The organism is Pseudomonas reinekei (assembly GCF_001945365.1).
Lineage (GTDB): Bacteria > Pseudomonadota > Gammaproteobacteria > Pseudomonadales > Pseudomonadaceae > Aquipseudomonas > Aquipseudomonas reinekei.
The window spans coordinates 1-17,663 of sequence record NZ_MSTQ01000022.1 but is presented as its reverse complement, the minus strand read 5'-3'; the positions used below and the strand labels follow the sequence as shown (position 1 = coordinate 17,663).

General features: G+C 60.0%; 13 protein-coding genes. 7 read left to right on the top strand and 6 right to left on the bottom strand.

The features are described 5' to 3' along the window. Window positions 1-108: 108 nt before the first annotated feature. Window positions 109-510 carry a hypothetical protein gene (locus BVK86_RS25170; protein WP_075948955.1) on the top strand — a complete coding sequence of 134 codons (402 nt, stop codon included), beginning with the start codon at window positions 109-111 and terminating at the stop codon, window positions 508-510. A gap of 178 nt (window positions 511-688) precedes the next feature. Here the strand turns inward: BVK86_RS25170 and BVK86_RS25165 are convergent, their stop codons facing one another. The 4 genes from BVK86_RS25165 to BVK86_RS25150 all read right to left on the bottom strand — a co-directional run bounded on the left by BVK86_RS25165 (window position 689) and on the right by BVK86_RS25150 (window position 10,665). Further along, on the bottom strand, window positions 689-3,583 hold the full coding sequence (locus tag BVK86_RS25165) for a sensor domain-containing phosphodiesterase (protein WP_075948954.1): 2,895 nt from the start codon (window positions 3,581-3,583) through the stop codon (window positions 689-691). 160 nt (window positions 3,584-3,743) lie between these two features. After that, window positions 3,744-4,385 carry a response regulator transcription factor gene (locus BVK86_RS25160; protein ID WP_075948953.1) on the bottom strand — a complete coding sequence of 214 codons (642 nt, stop codon included), beginning with the start codon at window positions 4,383-4,385 and terminating at the stop codon, window positions 3,744-3,746. Window positions 4,386-4,493: 108 nt separating this feature from the next. Next, window positions 4,494-5,054, bottom strand: coding sequence for a lecithin retinol acyltransferase family protein (locus BVK86_RS25155; RefSeq protein WP_075948952.1), 561 nt, complete (start codon window positions 5,052-5,054; stop codon window positions 4,494-4,496). 139 nt (window positions 5,055-5,193) lie between these two features. Beyond that, a complete protein-coding gene (locus tag BVK86_RS25150; protein WP_075948951.1) occupies window positions 5,194-10,665 on the bottom strand; it encodes a trifunctional serine/threonine-protein kinase/ATP-binding protein/sensor histidine kinase in 5,472 nt (1,823 codons plus the stop codon). A 281-nt stretch (window positions 10,666-10,946) separates the two neighbouring features. Between BVK86_RS25150 and BVK86_RS25145 the strand changes: the two genes are divergently transcribed. Next, window positions 10,947-11,339, top strand: coding sequence for a response regulator transcription factor (locus tag BVK86_RS25145; protein WP_075948950.1), 393 nt, complete (start codon window positions 10,947-10,949; stop codon window positions 11,337-11,339). Between the two features lie 104 nt (window positions 11,340-11,443). Here BVK86_RS25145 and BVK86_RS25140 read toward each other — a convergent pair whose 3' ends face one another. After that, window positions 11,444-11,857, bottom strand: a complete 414-nt coding sequence (locus tag BVK86_RS25140; RefSeq protein WP_075948949.1) for a cupin domain-containing protein — start codon at window positions 11,855-11,857, stop codon at window positions 11,444-11,446. Window positions 11,858-11,898: 41 nt separating this feature from the next. Further along, window positions 11,899-12,651, bottom strand: coding sequence for an SDR family oxidoreductase (locus BVK86_RS25135; RefSeq protein ID WP_075948948.1), 753 nt, complete (start codon window positions 12,649-12,651; stop codon window positions 11,899-11,901). 254 nt (window positions 12,652-12,905) lie between these two features. On the opposite strand from BVK86_RS25135, the gene BVK86_RS25130 reads away from it, so the two are divergent. From BVK86_RS25130 to BVK86_RS25110, 5 genes are all read left to right on the top strand, one after another. Then, window positions 12,906-14,483 (top strand): winged helix-turn-helix domain-containing tetratricopeptide repeat protein, encoded by a 1,578-nt coding sequence (locus BVK86_RS25130; protein WP_408002949.1) that lies wholly within the window; start codon window positions 12,906-12,908, stop codon window positions 14,481-14,483. 84 nt (window positions 14,484-14,567) lie between these two features. Next, window positions 14,568-14,972 carry an antitoxin Xre-like helix-turn-helix domain-containing protein gene (locus BVK86_RS25125; protein ID WP_075948947.1) on the top strand — a complete coding sequence of 135 codons (405 nt, stop codon included), beginning with the start codon at window positions 14,568-14,570 and terminating at the stop codon, window positions 14,970-14,972. Next, window positions 14,966-15,658 (top strand): RES family NAD+ phosphorylase, encoded by a 693-nt coding sequence (locus tag BVK86_RS25120; protein WP_075948946.1) that lies wholly within the window; start codon window positions 14,966-14,968, stop codon window positions 15,656-15,658. The genes BVK86_RS25125 and BVK86_RS25120 overlap by 7 nt, the downstream gene beginning before the upstream one ends. Window positions 15,659-15,762: 104 nt before the next feature. After that, complete coding sequence (ppk2, locus tag BVK86_RS25115) at window positions 15,763-16,680, top strand: polyphosphate kinase 2 (protein ID WP_075948945.1); 918 nt, start codon at window positions 15,763-15,765, stop codon at window positions 16,678-16,680. A gap of 568 nt (window positions 16,681-17,248) precedes the next feature. Then, window positions 17,249-17,663 (top strand): T6SS effector phospholipase Tle3 domain-containing protein (locus tag BVK86_RS25110; RefSeq protein ID WP_425272402.1); only part of this gene is annotated, 415 nt, incomplete at its 3' end.

Genomic DNA, 17,663 nt, shown 5'->3' with positions numbered 1-17,663 from the left:
GCCCTATCAATGCCATCGATGTTCAACATCACTTCAATGAAGTTCTCTTAAAAATTGTGCGGCGTAACATTGGCTCCATACCAACCAAACACCCCGGAGCACACGATCATGAAACGCCAGACCATCCTCAGCATCGCATTCTCGATCTTCGCAGTTAACGCGTTTGCCGCGACCTCTGCTCAACCCGTAGTCGCTGAAGGCGGCTCGGACCGATTGATTGAAAGCCGTGTGGCTGAAGGGGGTTCGGATCGTTTGATCCAGAATCGTGAGGCTGAAGGCGGTTCGGATCGTTTGATCGAAAAACGCGTCGCTGCCGATGGTTCTGACCGCCTGAAAGGCAACACCGTTGCCGCTGATGGCTCCGACCGCCTGAAAGGCAACACCGTTGCCGCTGACGGCTCCGACCGCCTGAAAGGCAACACCGTTGCCGCTGACGGCTCCGACCGCCTGAAAGGCAACACCGTTGCCGCTGATGGCTCGGATCGTCTGAAAGGCAACGCTGTCGCCTGATTGAATCGCTTCACCGCAACACCTCGAAAAGCCCGGCCTGATCAGCCGGGCTTTTTCGTGGGCGGTGTTTTGCCTGCAGGTACTTGCGGAGGCTGGCGGTAATCCTTGTGGGAGCCGGCTTGCTCCCACACTGGAAGTTGGTGCAGAGCATTGCAGAACTCAGCCGACGATGCAGTTTTTAACGCTCCATCACCGCGCTCGCCAACAACGCCTCCAGCCCCATCGGCTTGGCAAAGAAATAACCCTGGGCCTGCCCTGCGCCTATTTCGCGCAGCAGATCCAGAGTCGCTTGATCCTCTACCCCCTCGGCCACCACGCTCAGGTCCAGTGATTCGGCCATCCGCACGATGGCCCGGACGATTGCGCGGCTGCGGGCGCTGGTGGTCAGTTCGAGGATGAATGACTTGTCGATTTTCAAGCCGCTGAATTGGTATTGATGAACATAGCTCAGGGATGAAAACCCCGCGCCGAAGTCATCGAGCACCACCGTCATGCCGTTGTCAGCCAGTTGCTGCATGGTCTGGCGGGCAATCGCCGGCTCGGCCACCAGCGCACCTTCAGTCAATTCCAGGCAGATCCGCGAGGGCGAGACCTGGTGTTGCGCCAGCAGGGCAAGGACATCACTGGCGAAGTCAGGGCGCGTCATGCTGTAGCTGGAGCAATTGACGTGCACTGCCGGCCAGTTGGCGTGCTCGGGTTGGGCGAGGATCGCGGCGATGCTGGCCAGCATGTACAAATCCAGGCGGCCGATCAGGCGCAACCCCTCGACATCCGGCAAGAACTCGCCCGGTGCGATCACCCGCCCGCCCGGCTGATGCCAGCGGATCAGCGCCTCAAGGGCCAGCAGTTCGCCGGTTTCGACGCTGACGATCGGCTGGAAATATGGCAGCAGTTCGTCGGAACGTTTGAGCGCGTTGCGCAAGGCCCCTTCCCGCTCGACCTGGTCCGAGACTTCACGGCGCACTTCCTGGTTAAACACCGCGTAGCTGTCTCGCCCGGCACTCTTGACCCGGTACATCGCCGCATCGGCATCGCGCAGCAAGTCGGCGGGCTCGTGGTGGAACTGATTGTCAGCGCTGACGATACCGATACTGCAGGACGAAAAAACTTCATGGCCATTGATGAAAAACGGCAGGTCGAACGCCACCAGTATCCGCTCGGCGATTTCAATCACCACCTCCAGCGGCGCCTCGGGCGCGAGCACCGAAAACTCGTCGCCGCCCAGGCGCGCCAACATGTCGCTTTCGCGCAGGCAGCCGCGCAGACGGTGGGCAGCCTGCATCAACAGCAGGTCACCAAAATGATGGCCGAGACTGTCGTTGACCATCTTGAAACGGTCGAGGTCGATGAACATCACCGCCAGGTGTCCGCCTTCGCTGCCGAAGCGCGACCAGGCCAGGTTGAGGCGCTGTTGCAAGTAGGTGCGATTCGGTAGCCCGGTCAGTGCATCGTGAGCGTTTTCGTGCTGCAACTTGGCATTGGCGTGATCGAGCTCGCGGGTGCGGTTCTGCACCCGGGCCTCGAGCTTGAGGTTGGCGGCGTGGATTGCTTCGGCGGCGGTGCGTCGTGACAACGCCGTGTCGATGTGGCGCGACACGAAGGTCAGCAGTTCCTGATCACGCTGGGTGTACAACACCTGCGAGGTATAGCTTTGCACCGCCAGCACGCCACGCACCACATCGCCATCGAACAATGGAATGCCCAGCCACGAATGCGACCGGACAGCCAACGGGGCCAGTTCAATCTCCCCGTATGCGGCCAATCGCTCAGCCTCGCCGACGTCGATCAGGCAAGGTCGACGCTGGCGGATCACGTACTCGGTCAGCCCCCGGCGCCCTCGCCGCGCTGCCGGGCAGATGGTCTGTCGCTCGTCCACGTAATAGGGAAAGGTCACTTCATTGGTGGCATCGTCAAACAGCGCAATGTAGAAATTCTGCGCAAACAGCAAGTCACCGACGATCCCATGCAAGGTCTGGAACAATTCGGCCATGTCGCCTGGCTGGCTCGACAACTCAGCAATCTGGAACAACGCGCTCTGCAGATGCTCGGCGCGCTCGCGCTCAGTCACTTCCTGGCGCAGGGCGTCGTTGAGTGCCGACAACTCCAGGGTACGGCGCATCACCGTTTGTTCCAGGTCCTCGCGATGCAGAATGCGGTCCAGTGCCATGGCCACGTGGCGCGCCACCACCAGAAACAGCGCGCGGTCTTCAGCGCAGTAGATGCGCGAAACGTCATAGACCTGCATCGCCAACATGCCAAACACGTCGTCCGAGGCATTTTTCAACGGTGCGCCCATCCAGAACTCGGGACGATCACCCACGCAGTAAAAGCGCTCCTCGGCCTGGGCCGCGAGAATGCCGGCGGCATCGATCAGCAACGGCTGGCCGGTGGTGAGGACTTGACCGGTCAGCGACAGGTGCGAAGGGTCAAGGTATTCGTAGTGCGAGGACTCCACCGCATCCGCGTCGATGATGTCGACGTAATACGGGTAGTCGATCTTGCCACTGTGCGGGTCATACAACGCGAGATAGAAGTTCTCCGCGTCGATCAGGCTGGCCAGCAGCCTGTGCACGCCCACCAGGAAAACCGAGCGGTCGCGGGTTGAACTGGCCAGGTAGGTGATTTCATACAACACACGCTGTGTGATCTGCGCACGGGCAAGGGTGCTGGTCTGTAACTCTACGCCCAGGCGCAGGGCGAATTCGGCGAGTGCCGGTTCTGCGGCCTGATCCTCTGGCGCCAGCAGCCAACCCAATTCACTTTCGCCTCTGCCGGTCGGCCAGCGGTGCAAATGCCGGGTCTGGCAAAAGGTTTCAAACGCTTCATTGTCGATGTTTGCAGGCCACTGCACCTGCGGGTCACCTTGTCCGACCCAATGCAATTGTTCACCGGCGCGATAAAACACCCACGTGTTGGTGTAGCTCCAGCTACGCGCCGTCTCCAGCAATTGATCGATCGTGTCCTCGCGGGCAACGCCCGCCACGCAGACCGTATCCGGGTTGCCTGTTGATTGAGGTGAAACAGTTTCGCAATCGGTCAATTGTGGGGAGTCGGTCAGTGTACCAAAACTCATCAGCGCTCCCTGAGCCAAACCTGGCGATACTTACTGATTACTAGCAATGTGCCAGTGATCTTTCCGTTTAAAGCGTATGGGGATTTTTTTCAATCACTTTATCGATTGAGTACCCAGTATGAGACGGGCAACAAGGTATTCGCGCGTCAGACGCAACTCATCAACTATTCCCAGCTCCCAGTGCGTGCGCCATGCGCACCAAGTCCGCAAAGGACCGGGCGTGCATCTTCTTCATGGCATGGGACCGGTGAATTTTGACGGTGATTTCGCTCAGGTTCATTTGCCCGGCGATCTGCTTGTTCATCAGGCCTTTGACGGCAAGCGTCATGACTTCTTTTTCACGGGCCGTCAGTGATTGGTAGTCAGCATGCAGGTTCGAAGATTGCCGTTCGAGTTCACGGCGCTTGATATCGGTTTGCAGTGCGCTGGATACCGCGTCCAGCAGATCCTGTTCACGAAACGGCTTTGCCAGGAAGTCCACGGCCCCGGCTTTCATCGCCTTGACCGACATTTCGATGTCACCATGGCCGGTGATGAAAATAATGGGAATGGTCGTGTTGGTTTCAACCAGTTGACGCTGGAAGTCCAGCCCGCTGTTGCCTTGCAGGCGTACATCCAGAACCAGGCAACTGGCGCTGCCGGTCTTCGGCTGGCTGAGAAATTCCGCCGTGGAGGCGAAGGTTTCGACACGGATGCCGGCCGAGCGCAAAAGGTTGCTCAGTGCGTCGCGAATGGAGGCGTCATCATCCACCACGTACACGATAGAACCATTGCTTTGCGGCTCACAGGCTGGGGCGCTCATGCACGACGCTCTTCGTGAAATTGACGAAAAAAAGTGTAGCACAGCCCCATCGTGCGTCCGGCATGCCCCTAGTGTGCGGTTGTAGCATGATGGCGGGCCTTGCTCAGGTTATGCAATGAAGCGCGGTTGCAGGGCTGAAATCATCGAAAAGAACCCCCGTGGTGAACGCAGCAACGCTTCCACCTGCACGCTGTAACTTTTGCCACGGGTGCACCAACTGCAAAAGTGCTCGCAGTTGTTGGAAAAAATCCGGTAGTGACGTTCACCGACTCTCGAACGCGCGCGACTGACGATTTCAGCGCTGGAATATTCGCTGCGTTCCTGGAGTATCCACACGGGCCTGCCGCCGGCGAAGCTTTCCAGATCGGTGACCTCGATCGGCCCTGGTTTGATTGAACCGCTGTACCCGGCGTAATGAGCGACGCGGCCGCCTCCCAAGTGAATGCCGTGATGGATGTAGAACCGGCGCGGGCTGATCAGGTGCGAGCCGACCGGTGAGTGAACAAATGCCCGTTCGCTATTCAACAAGGGTTCGGCAAGCAAGTAGCTGTGCAAAAGGCGGGCATCTGAATATCGGCCCAATACGCTGGTCGTCAGCCTCAAGAGTTCCAGTGCTTTCGAACGCAGTAATGAAAATCCTTCGATGAGATTAGCTATTGAGTTTTTCACGATAACGTTCTCCGCAACCCTTGAGACTCACTATATCGTCGGGGTTGCGGAGATTCATTTGTACATCCGATTAGTTGATTAGACCCATTAATATGCCCCACATAAACTTAGGTATGACGTGGGCATTGGCCAACCATACTCACCGCTGCACCACGGGAAGCGTGAACTGCACAGTGGCCCCGCCAGGCTGGTTGGCGCCGGCCCATAAACGGCCGCCATGGGCCTCGATGATCGAGCGACAGATCGACAATCCCAACCCCAGCCCCGTCGGCTTGGTGGTGTAGAAGGAAGTGAACACCTGATTGGTGTTTTCCACCGGAAAGCCCGGGCCTGAATCGCTGACGCTGACCCGCACGTAACCGACATCGCCCGGCTCCGCGCGGACCTGCAAGTGCCGCTCGCCTTCACGGGTGCTGCTCATGGCCTCCAGTGCATTCATGATCAGGTTGAGCAGCACCTGTTGCAGCTCAACGCGGTCGCCCTCGATGAGCGGCAGCCCATCGGTGAGTTGTGTCTGCAGCACGGTGCCAGTTTTCAGGATCTGGCTCCGGGTGAAGCCGATCATTTCGCCGATGGCCGCATTGATGTCCACCGGACCTTTCTGCGGAGGCGCCTTGCGGATATGCCCGCGGATCCGCCCTAACACATCCGCAGCCCGGTTCGCATCCTCGATGAGACTGCTGAGCACATGGCGGACTTCGTCGAGCTCGGGCGGCCGGGCGTTCAGCCAGCGCTGCGCGGCATTGGCGTTGAGGATGGCGGCGGCGATCGGCTGATTGACTTCGTGAGCGATCGACGCCACGAGCTGGCCCATGGTCGCGACGCGGTTGGCGTGGGACAACTCGGTCTGCACCTCGCGATAGCGCCGCTCGCTTTCACGGATTTTTTCTTCCGCCTGCTTGCGTTCACTCAGGTCCAGCACGAAAGCCACCCCTTCCTTGCTGTTGGCCTCGAACATCGCCAAACCGACAATGACCGGCAGGCGGCTACCATCCTTTTTGTAGTACTCCTTCTCGAAGGGTTGAGCGTGGCCGGTTTGCACCGCTTGCCGCATCGAACGCTCGCTGACTTCGCGATACTCCGGCACCGTCAATGCGCGCCAGTTCATGCGGCCCGAGACCAGATCCTCGCGATTGAAGCTCAGCATGCGCAGGAACGCATCATTGGCCTCGACAAGGTCACCCTCGGCATTCCACACGACGATACCGATGATGTTGGCGTCGACCAATCGGCGGATCTTCGCTTCGCGCTCTGCGACCTCGCGGTACAGACGAGCATTTTCCAGCGAGATCGCCGCCTGCGACGCCACCAGTTTGAGCACGGCGATCCGGTCGGGGCTGAATGCCCGGGCGGTCAGATTGTTTTCGAGGTAGAGCGCCCCCACCAACTTGGCCTGGATCATCAACGGCAAACACAGAATCGAGCGCGCGCGCTGCTGACGAATGTACGGGTCTGTGGCAAACATCGCCTCGGCCACGGCGTCGTCGAGAACAACGCTCTCACGGGTGCGCAGGACATGATAGAGAACAGACTCCGGCAACAATTGCGAACTCACCGGCGTATCGCGCAACAGGGTGGTGTCGTCAGCGGTGGTCACTTGCGCGACGATCCGGTGCTCGCCACCGTCCGACAGGATCAACAATCCCCGCTCGGCGCCGGCCTGTTCGATGGCGGTGAACATGACCGTATCGATCAGTTTCTCCAGAACGATTTCGCTGGACAGGGCCTGGGACACTTTGAGAACCGTGGCAAGGTCAAGGTGTTCGACCGCCGTGGCCATGGTGGTGGTCGGGCCGAGCGTGTGCGCTTGGGTCCTCAGCGATGGATACTTCGCGTCGAGCTCCCGCACCTTGCCGTCGGCGCCCCAACGCAGGTAGCCGTAGCGGGCATCCTGCAAATAGACATGGGCGATCTTGCCGAGTCCACGCCTGGCGTAGAAACGCGCGGCCAGTTCGTTGGCCAGCGCCTCGATATGGCTGAAGCCGCTGTCCTGCGCCGACTTGATAGCCTGCTCGTACAGCAACTCGGCATCAACCAACCGCCCTTCGACACGGGCAATTTCGGCACCGACCAATGCCGCACGGCTGGCAAAGTTTTGCGGACACTGCTGTGCCCAGGTCTGCAGTTGCCGGTGATCGGCGGTCATGGCGAGCAAATGCTGCGTTTGCTCGCTCACCGGTATGCCATCGCACCAGGCTGCCCGGGCCAGCGCGTCATGGAAATAGAATTCGGCTTCTTCGAAGAACGACTGGCAGACCCAGAGTAACCCCTGCGCCTTGGCGGCGGCGTCCATGGCCGCTTCAATATCGTCGGCCATGTAGCGCGCCTGCAGCTTGCGAACCCAGTACAAGCACTCCGCCAGTACCAGATCCGGGGTGCTGGACAAGTGGGCTTCAGTGGCCTGCTCATTCAACTCGCCGTCGTCCAGGCGTCCGAAGGTCGGCGTCAAGCCGCGCAGCATCCGGATCAGCAGCCATTGGGTGAGGATAAAATCAACCACCAACCCGAAGCGCACCTTCCTGGCGTAAGCCAGACCCTGTTCGGATTCACCCTGCACTTCGGACAACGGCTCGCCGGCAAAGAGCAAGTCGGCAGTAAGGTTATTGCCCGCGTAGGCGCCATACGGCAGATCACCGATGCGGTTCGCCGCCACAAACGAACGGCGCAGCAGGTCGCGGCATTGCCCCACAGGTTTCATCCAGCGCACGGCGAAACACGAGAAGCAGAGATAGGTACTGGCCTCGAATCGCGTCAGGCCTCGTTGTTCAACAAGGTCGCACCCCAGCTGACCGAATCGGAACCCTATCTGGTAGTCACCGAACCGCCGACCCGCGACCCTGAACACATTCGCGTAAAGCACACAGGACGCATCGCAATTGCCCCACTCAAGGCTCAGGCTGACCGCCTTGCAAATCGTCAGGCACGACAGGTTCGCGTCCGTCTGCAAGGCTGGCGCGAAGAGTTTGCCCAGCGCATTGACCGTCACGAGGGATGTAGGGTCCTTCATCAATGGCAGGTCGATAAGATCCTCAATGGCCCGGTCCCCCAGTAACGAGCCGATTTGGTCGTACTCGCGACGCACTTCATCATCACTCGGATGTGCCGACCACTCGATGCCCACATGCCGCAGGTAGTCAAGGCACACCGCGACCGCGGCGTCGCTGCGATCCAGCAGCAGGTAGACGTCCATTTGCAGACAAGCAACGCTGGCGCGTTCCGTCACCGTCCTGGCGCGACCTGACAGCGCGGCCAGGCGTTTGTCCGCGAGGGTGAGCTTTCCGGTCAACAGCTCGCATTCGGCCCGGTTCAACGCCAGTGCGAAGACCAGTCCATGCCGACGCTCCCAGCAATCGTCGCCGGATAAATGCGCACCCGTGGTCAGATAATTAAGCGCGGAAGCGTACGCCGTCGACGCCTTGGCGCGCTGGCCGGCAATCAGGTTGAACTCGGCCAACTGCTCCCGCTCACTCCGCTCCGTGAGCAGAGACGCGCCGAGATTGAGCTGGCCAACGATGTCGAAGATCGCCTCTTCCAATTCTTGCGCAGGCGTCTGCGATGCGAGCAGCCGGCCGATTCGCAGGTGGGCCTCAGCGCGTGAATCCTTGGGAATCAGTGAGTAAGCGGCTTCATGGATCCGGTCATGGACAAAACCATAGGCATCGTCCAGTCGCTCGACCAGTTCCTGGCGAATCGCGTCCCACAACACCGTGCGCACTTGTGCCTGGGGCACGCCCATGGCAGTCGACAGTGCAGCGATACCGGCGACGTGCCCCAGACAGGCAAGCTGCTGCAACGCTTGCTGAGTCTCGGGCTTCAAGCGGGTGAGTTTATCGACCATCAGGTCGACGATGTTATCGGTATAGCCCTTGGCATGGATGCGATCCGGGTCCCAGCACCAGCGCCGCGCAGCATGATCGAACGTCAGCAGTTGCTCCTCGGCGAGCGCTTGCAGGAACTGGATCACAAAGAATGGGTTGCCGGCGGTTTTATCCAGCACCAACTGCGCCAGAGGCTCGATACGCGCCACCTCGTCATGCAGCGCCTCGGTGATCAACTGCTCGATATGCGCCTTGGTCAGCGGCGCCAGCGTGATCTCATCGACCCTGCCGCCCGCATCACGAATGGCCTGGAGCTTGCTCGTCAGCGGGTGCGTGACATCCACTTCGTTACTGCGATAGGCCCCCACCAGCATCAGATGGCGCATATCCGAACGGGTCAGCAAATCTTCCAGCAGATCGAGGGTCGCCGTGTCGAGCCACTGCAGATCGTCGAGAAACAGCGCGAGCGGATGGTCGGCCCGGGCAAACACACCGATGAAGCGCCGGAACACCAGTAGGAAGCGCCGTTGCGCCTGTTGCGGGTCCAGCGCCGGGACCGGTGGCGGCTCGCCGATGATGAGCTTGAGTTCGGGGATGAGGTCGGTAATCAGCCTTGCATTGGCCTCCAGCGCCTCGTGCAAGGCGTCACGCCAGTGCGCCAGTTCCGCATCGTTCTTGCCCAGCAGTGAGCGCACCAGGCTTTGAAACGCCTGCACCAGCGTCGAATAGGGAACGTCGCGCCGGTATTGATCGAACTTGCCGGAGGCGAAAATCCCGCGCGGTGGCACCAGCACTTTGTGCAGTTCGTTGACCACCGACGATTTACCGATGCCGGAATAACCGGTGACCAGCACCAGCTCCGGCGCACCATTTGCCACGATACGCCCGAACGCGGCCACCAGTGTCTCGACCTCCTGCTCACGGCCGTACAATTTTTCAGGGATCATCAAACGATCGCTGGTGCCATGTTCGCTCAGCATAAAGGCGTTGATCTGGCGCTGCTGCTGCCAGTCGGCCAGGCATCGACGCAGGTCATGCTCGACGCCTGCGGCCGTTTGATAGCGGTCTTCGGCAGTTTTGGCGAGCAGCTTCATGACGATGCCGGACAGCACGTCGGGAATGGTTTCAACCCGCGCACTCGGTGGCAGCGGCTTCTTCGCGATGTGGCAATGCACCCATTCGATGGGATCGGTGGCGGTGAACGGCAGGGAGCCGGTCAGCATCTGGTACAGGGTGACGCCGAAAGAATAGAGGTCGCTGCGCGAGTCGATCGAACGGTTCATCCTGCCGGTTTGTTCGGGCGCCATGTACGCGAGCGTGCCGGCGATGGTTTCCGGCGCCTGCCGCTCACGGGGCAGCCGTGACGCGAGGCCGAACCCGGTTAGCCGTGCCTGGCCATCCGCACAGTTCACCAGAATATGACTGGGCTTGATGTCTTTATGGACGAGTCCGCGTTGATGGAGCTTGCCCAGGACCACGGCAATGCCGATGGCGTGACACAGAAAAACGCTGATCTCCATGGGCGCCGCCAGCAACTGCAACAACGGCTCGCCACCGGGATCTTCAAGCACCAGCTGCATCTGCCCGGCTTCGCGCAGCATCTCAAGCGGGCGCACCGCCCAACTGCCCTCCAGTTCACCCTTCAAGGCAAACTCATGGGCGAGACGACCAAGGCAGGCCGGCAGTGGCTGCTCGGCAGCGGGACGCGCGACCAAGACAGTACTTTCACCGCTGGCGCTGGAGCGCAGTTCCCGACAGAAAATACGCTCACCATCGTCCCAAAGTATTTGCATGTTGTTTTCCATCGCTGAGGGCACAAAAGTCGTGTTTTGCCTGCCGTTTGTCGCCGAGTCATCCACCGGTAACGCTCACGCCGAATCACATTAACGCTTAATCGCTACGCGCCAAGTGTTCATTGCCGGCACGCGCACGATTGAACACCGACCACAATGTCATTGAACGGCGTGGGCTACATCAACAATCAGATCTCAGCGACCTATACATAGATATACTTTTCCACCTTTCAGGACCGCGTATCTTGTGGTGACGACAGGCGCATTCACGAGCCGATCACATGACGCAGAACACTCCTATGCGCACTGCTACAACCATTGCAATTGTTGACGATGACGATTCCGTTCGAGGTGCCCTGGAAAGCCTCGTGCGGTCCAGTGGCTATAAAACCAGAACCTATTGCAGCGCCCTTGAGTTTCTCGCCGCCAACGCCTCGACTCAAACCGATTGTCTGCTTTCCGATATCCAGATGCCGGGGATGAGCGGTGTAGAGATGCTCGAACAGCTGGTTGCGACGGGCTACCACATTCCGACGATTTTCATCACGGCCTATCCCGGCGCGGCGCCCACCCTGAGCGCCGACACTCCAGACCTGGTGGCCTGCCTGCCTAAACCCTGCGACGCCGACAAACTGCTGAACTGCATCGAAGCCGCGCTCCTTCAGCGCCATTGAATATCCCGCTGTCACCGATACGAATCCTGTTGATCGCCAGTACTTCAACAGCGAAAGGGCGGCAGTTGCCCGCCACCCGGCTGTAGTGCGCTGATGAATCCGCCTCACTTTTTGAGTGGTGTCACCAGAGGCGTGTTACCGGTGTCGACGACGAACACCGCCAACAGCTTTGCAGGTTCGGTGTCACTGGCGTTGGCGCTGACCAAGTGCACGGAGCCCGGTTCCTCTACGAAGTTTTCGCCGACGTGGTAGATCTTTTCAGGCTCGCCTTTGACCTGGATGCGAAACGAGCCTTCCAGGACCGTTGCATAGATAAACGCCGATTGCGGATGGGTGTGGGACGGCGACGCGCCGCCCGGCCCATATTCGACGACCACGCCTTTCATGCTCTTGCCAGGGATGTTGGGGATGGGACGGTCGAACACGACGGTGACCTTGCCGGGAGGCGGTTCAGCGGCCCAAGCGGCGCCGATCGAGAGCGTTGCGAGGACAGCGGCTAACAGCAGACGAGTAACCATGAGGTTTGCTCCTTGGTGGGGCGAACAGGGTGGCGCGAGGGTTAGCGGGACGAGGACTGCGCGAGCCAGTCGTCGAAGTCGATCGCGCCCAGGCGCGCGTGCTTGCCGGCGGTCAGCGACTGGTCGTCGAGCACGGAGCCGAAATAGCGCGCGTTCACATCCGGGACGACCTTGCGGTTGTCCCCGGTTGCCTGCAGGAAGCGCCGCACCAGTTCATCGATCGGCAGGGCTTCGGGGCCTGCGACCTCGACCGTGCCATTGACCGGTGCCGCCAGCACGACATCGGCCAGCGCCGCCACAACGTCATCGGACGCGATGGGTTGAATCAGCGCCGGTGAAGCGTGAATCTCGTCACCGACGGCGAACGACTGGGCAATGCCGCCGACAAACTCGAAGAATTGCGTGGCACGCAGCAGCGTGTAAGGCACATCGGACGCCTTGATCAGTTTTTCTTGTGCGACTTTGGCCCGGAAGTAACCGTTTTCGGGCAGCCGATCAGTCCCGACAATCGACAGCGCAACGTGATGGCCTACCCCGGCAGCCGCTTCGGCGGCCAGCAGGTTGCGGCTCGAGGTTTCGAAGAAATCGAGAACGGCCTGGTCCTCCCACGACGGCGCATTGGCCACATCGACCACCACATCAGCGCCATCCATCGCTTCGGCCAGGCCCTCGCGGGTGATGCTGTTCACCCCGGTGCTCGGGCTGGCGGCGAGCGCGTCGTGCCCGCGTTCCCGGAGGATGTTCACCAGTTTCGATCCGATAAGGCCGGAGCCTCCGATGACGACGATCTTCATGGGTTTTCTCCATGTGTCGACAGCAACCATTGCGTCGGCGTAAAGCGAGATTGCCTGGGCACGCGGGCCGAGTCCTTGCAACGGCCTTGAATTTTCCTTGGCGAACCCTTGGATTTACGTCCAAAGCAGCTATCGTTCGTCCAGACGCCCTGATCGCAGAACAGAAGCGGTGCAGCGGGTTTCCAGCTGCCTTATTATCAGCGTACACATCAACAATCGCCTGGGACACGGAGTTGAGGGCGCGGCGCCTGGGGATGCTTGCTTTGCAGTTCACTTTTGATGACTTCGTGCTCAATCAGGATCGCCGGGAATTGACCTTGCGCGGGGACGTCGTGGCCGTTGGCCCGCAGGTCTTCGATCTGTTGCTGCTGTTCGTCAGCAACCCTGATCGGGTGGTCAGCAAGGATGAGCTGCTTGAAGAAGTGTGGAGCGGCCGGATCGTCTCGGAATCGACAATCACCAGCCACATCAATGCGCTGCGCAAGGCCATTGGCGATACAGGCGAGGAACAGCGCCTGGTGCGCACGGTCGCCCGCAAGGGTTACCGTTTCGTCGGGCAAGTCAGGGTCGACGATAGCGGGCTACAACCCGAGGTTAACGTCCGCCCGACCGCGCGCCCTTCTGCCCTCGCCCTGCCGGACAAACCCTCGATTACGGTCCTGCCCTTCCACAACCTGAGCGGCGATCCGGAGCAGGAATACTTCGCTGACGGCGTGGTGGAAGACATCATCGCCGCCCTGTCGCGTATCCGCTGGCTGTTCGTGATCGCCCGCAATTCCAGCTTCACCTATAAAGGCCGGGCGGTGGACGCCCAGGGTGTCGGCCAGGAGCTGGGGGTTCGTTATGTGCTGGAAGGCAGCGTGCGCAAGTGCGCAAACAAGGTGCGCATCACCGGGCAGCTGATCGACGCAACCAGCGGAGCGCATATCTGGGCGGAGCGTTTCGAAGGCCTGCTCGACGATATCTTCGAGCTGCAGGATCGCATCACCGAAAGTGTCGTCGGCGCCATCGCGCCGCAACTGGAACAGGCCGAAATCGAACGCGCCAAACGCAAACCCACGGAAAGCCTGGGCGCCTACGATTATTACCTGCGTGCCATGGCAAAACTGCACAGCGGCAGCCGGGAAGCCGTCGAGCAGGCGCTGTCGATGCTCTACAAGGCCACCGAACTCGATCCGGAATTTGCCTCGGCCTATGGCATGGCCGCCTGGTGCCACTTCTGGCGCAAGCTCAACGGCTGGATGACCGATCGGCCCAGCGAGATTGCCGAGGGCATTCGTCTGGCGCGTCTGGCGGTGTCCCTCGGGCGCGATGATGCGGTTGCCTTGACCCGTGGCGGCCATGCACTGAGCCATCTCGCCGGCGAACTGGACAGCGGCATCGCACTGCTCGACAGGGCCCGCTTGCTTAGCCCCAATCTGGCCCCCGCCTGGTACCTCGGCGGCACCCTGCGCGCACTGCACGGTGAAACAGAGGCTGCCATCAAGGACTTGAGCCATGCCGTTCGCTTGAGTCCGCTGGACCCGGAAATGTTCCGGATGCAAGTCGGCATGGCGCTGGCAAACTTCTTCGCCAGGCACTTCGATGTCGCTGCGCAATGGGCGGAAAAGGCACTGGGTAATTTGCCCAGCCTGCTGGTCGGGGTGGCCCTGTTGGCTGCCAGCCTTGCCCATGTCGGCCGAATGGATGAAGCGCAACTGGCCATGCAGCGCCTGCGGGAGCTGGATCCGACTATGCGCCTGAGCAATCTCAAGGACTGGCTGCCGATCAAGCGCCCCGAGGATCTCGCGAGTTTCGCCAATGGGCTGAGGCTGGCCGGACTGCCGGAGTGACGCTGCCCGCCTGTCGCGCGTTACTTGATCCACAGACTCAATATGCCTACCTTTGACTCTATGGATCAAAAGGCAGGTAATGGCATGGCCGTCGTCGCGCAAGCGCAATCGTTCAGTAAAAGTCAGTGCGTCACCGGGCTGCGCGCCGCCGTGAGCATTCTGGAAAAGTGGCAGGCCAGCAGCGAACAGGCTTGTCGCATCCTGCGTATTTCCCGCAGCACCTACACCCGCGCGCGGCAGCGTGACCCGGACTGGGCGGTGGCGCTGGATGCGGACCAGATGCAGCGCATCAGTTTTGTGCTGAACATCCACGCCACGCTGCGCCTGGTGTTCGACAATCCCGATAACGTCTACGGCTTCCCGTCGATGGCCAATGACAACGAGTTTTTCAATGGCCGCAGCCCGCTGGAGATCATGGCCCAGGGCGACATGATTTCCCTGTACGAAACCTTCCGGCGCATTGATGTGCTGCGGGGCGCGCAATGGTGAAGGTGGCCGAGCTGGCGGTGTTGGCCGGCAAGCCATTGCAGGCGTATCGGCTGGTCAATTCGAAGTTTCCGCCGATTGCGTTGTTTGAGGATGTGGCGGACGCCGATGAGTTTGAGCTGTTGTTCGAGATTCAGGCGCTGACCAATCCGCGGCTGAAGAATGAAGTGGGTCAGCTGGAGTTGATTCCACGCCGTGAAATTCCGTTCGGCATTACGGGCTGTTCTTATGCGACGGCGCCGTTTACCCACGTCAATCCGGCGGGTTCGCGGTTCAGCGATGGCAGCTTCGGAGTGTTGTATGTGGCGGATTCGATGGAAACTGCACTGGCCGAGGTGAAGCATCACCAGAGCCTGTATTGGTCGAAGGTGCCTGGGCTGAACTATGAACGCTTTGTGTTTCGCGGGCTGACTTGCGCTTTTGTTGATACGGGGATGAAAGACGCCACCCGCCTGCCGATGAATGATCCGGTGTACGCGCCAGACGACTACAGCCATTCGCAAGTGCTGGGCCGGGCAATCAGAAAGGCGCGTTGCCCAGGGCTGCGTTATCACTCGGTGCGCCTGCCGGGCAGTGTCTGCTGGGCATTGATGACGCCCAAACCGGTGACATCGATCATCCAGACTGCCCATTACGAGATGGTCTGGAACGGACAGATCACCAGTGTGAGCCAGATCAGCGAGGCTTGAGGCGGCTGACGGCGGGGTTAATTTCGCTGCCTTCTTTGCGTCACCAGCTCGTCACATACCCGGGGCTAGCATGGCGGCTTACAACGTCGCCGGGAGTTCTGACCATGCTGTCAAGCAATGACAACCTGATGCAACGCATCCACCGCGAACTGCTCGATCACAGCGACGAAGAACTGGAACTGGAGCTGCTCGAGGACGACCACGACCTCAACGCACTATTTGCCGATCACGTTGGCGACAGCCGCGAAAAAGAACAACGACGCCGCTACTTCAGCGAACTGTTCCGCCTGCAAGGCGAACTGGTGAAGTTGCAGAGTTGGGTGGTCAAGACCGGGCACAAGGTGGTGATACTGTTCGAAGGCCGCGATGCGGCGGGCAAAGGCGGCGTGATCAAGCGCATTACCCAGCGCCTCAACCCTCGAGTGTGTCGCGTGGCCGCCCTGCCCGCGCCCAATGACCGCGAACGCACACAGTGGTATTTCCAGCGCTATGTTTCGCACCTGCCGGCGGCGGGTGAAATCGTGCTGTTCGACCGCAGTTGGTACAACCGCGCCGGTGTCGAACAAGTCATGGGCTTTTGCAACGCTGACCAATATGAAGAGTTCTTCCGTACCGTGCCGGAGTTTGAGCGGATGCTCGCGCGCTCAGGCATCCAGCTGATCAAGTACTGGTTCTCGATTTCCGATCAGGAACAGCACCTGCGCTTTCTCAGCCGCATTCACGACCCGCTCAAGCAGTGGAAACTCAGCCCCATGGACCTTGAATCCCGGCGCCGCTGGGAGGCTTACACCAAGGCCAAGGAAATCATGCTCGACCGCACCCACATCGCCGAAGCGCCATGGTGGGTGGTGCAGGCCGACGACAAGAAAAAGGCTCGCCTGAACTGCATTCATCACCTGCTCGGGCAAATGCCTTATGAGGAAGTGGAAGTGCCGACAATCGAGCTGCCGCAACGGGTGCGTCAGGAAGATTATTCGCGCAACCCGACGCCGCCGGAAATCATCGTACCCCAGGTTTACTGAGGCGCCCTTGCCCGCCTGGATCGCTATAGATCCAGGCGGACATCCAGTCGTCATCGTTCTGTAACTTTGTACAGGTCATACTCTGGCCATACAACGCGTGCTTTTTTTCTGCTGCCTTTCGAGGCGGCTTTTTTTTGCCCGCTCCACGCCCCTGCGGGGTAATCCCGCCGTTCCCGCCTGTATTAATCTTGCGAGCAGAACACGGCGCACCTCAATCAACACTCGTTGTGTACGTAAGACGGTTCCTAGGACTGTTCTGATTTACATTTTGAACATTAAATCTGCTTTCCAACTACGCCCCAGCATCTACGCACTCTCCCGCCTCTCATCCGCTAAAAAACCATACAGAGCCACCACATCGCCATGATTGTGCCGGTGAATTTGCGCCCGCTAACGTCCAGCCAATAAGGCTCAGTCAACCATCATCATCCCGGACGTAACAAATCGATCTGGAGGATGGCAGCACTGTGCAAGGAGAGAAATTTTCAAGCGGACTGACGGAGAGAGAAAGGATGCATCTGACGCAAATGGCCGCGGTGCGTGGCGAAGATCCGAAAGGTGGCAGCCAATGAGCCACGAAGACATGTACTGCGTGGCGCAACTCACGACCCGGTTGATGCCCAATTGCAACACCGTGCGCAAGTTGGAAGTACCCGCCGATCTGCCGGGGGTGGTGATTTTCCTGCATGGCGTGAATGACCCCGGGGCGTCCTATGAGTCGGTGGAAACCGGGTTGTGTCAGGGGGTCAACGAACGGCTGGATCGACCGGATCTGAAGGCGGGGCGGTATGGGGCCAAATACCAGAAGGCCCGGCAAACGGCTCGGGAAACATGGAAAGACAAAGAAGAGCAAATACTCGACGACCCTGACACGTATCTGTATCAGCGCGACACCGACGATCCCAAAATCCGCAGCCTGATGATCCCGTTCTACTGGGGCTATCGGGCCGCGCCGGACCAAGTCAAGCGTGATGACGCCGGTG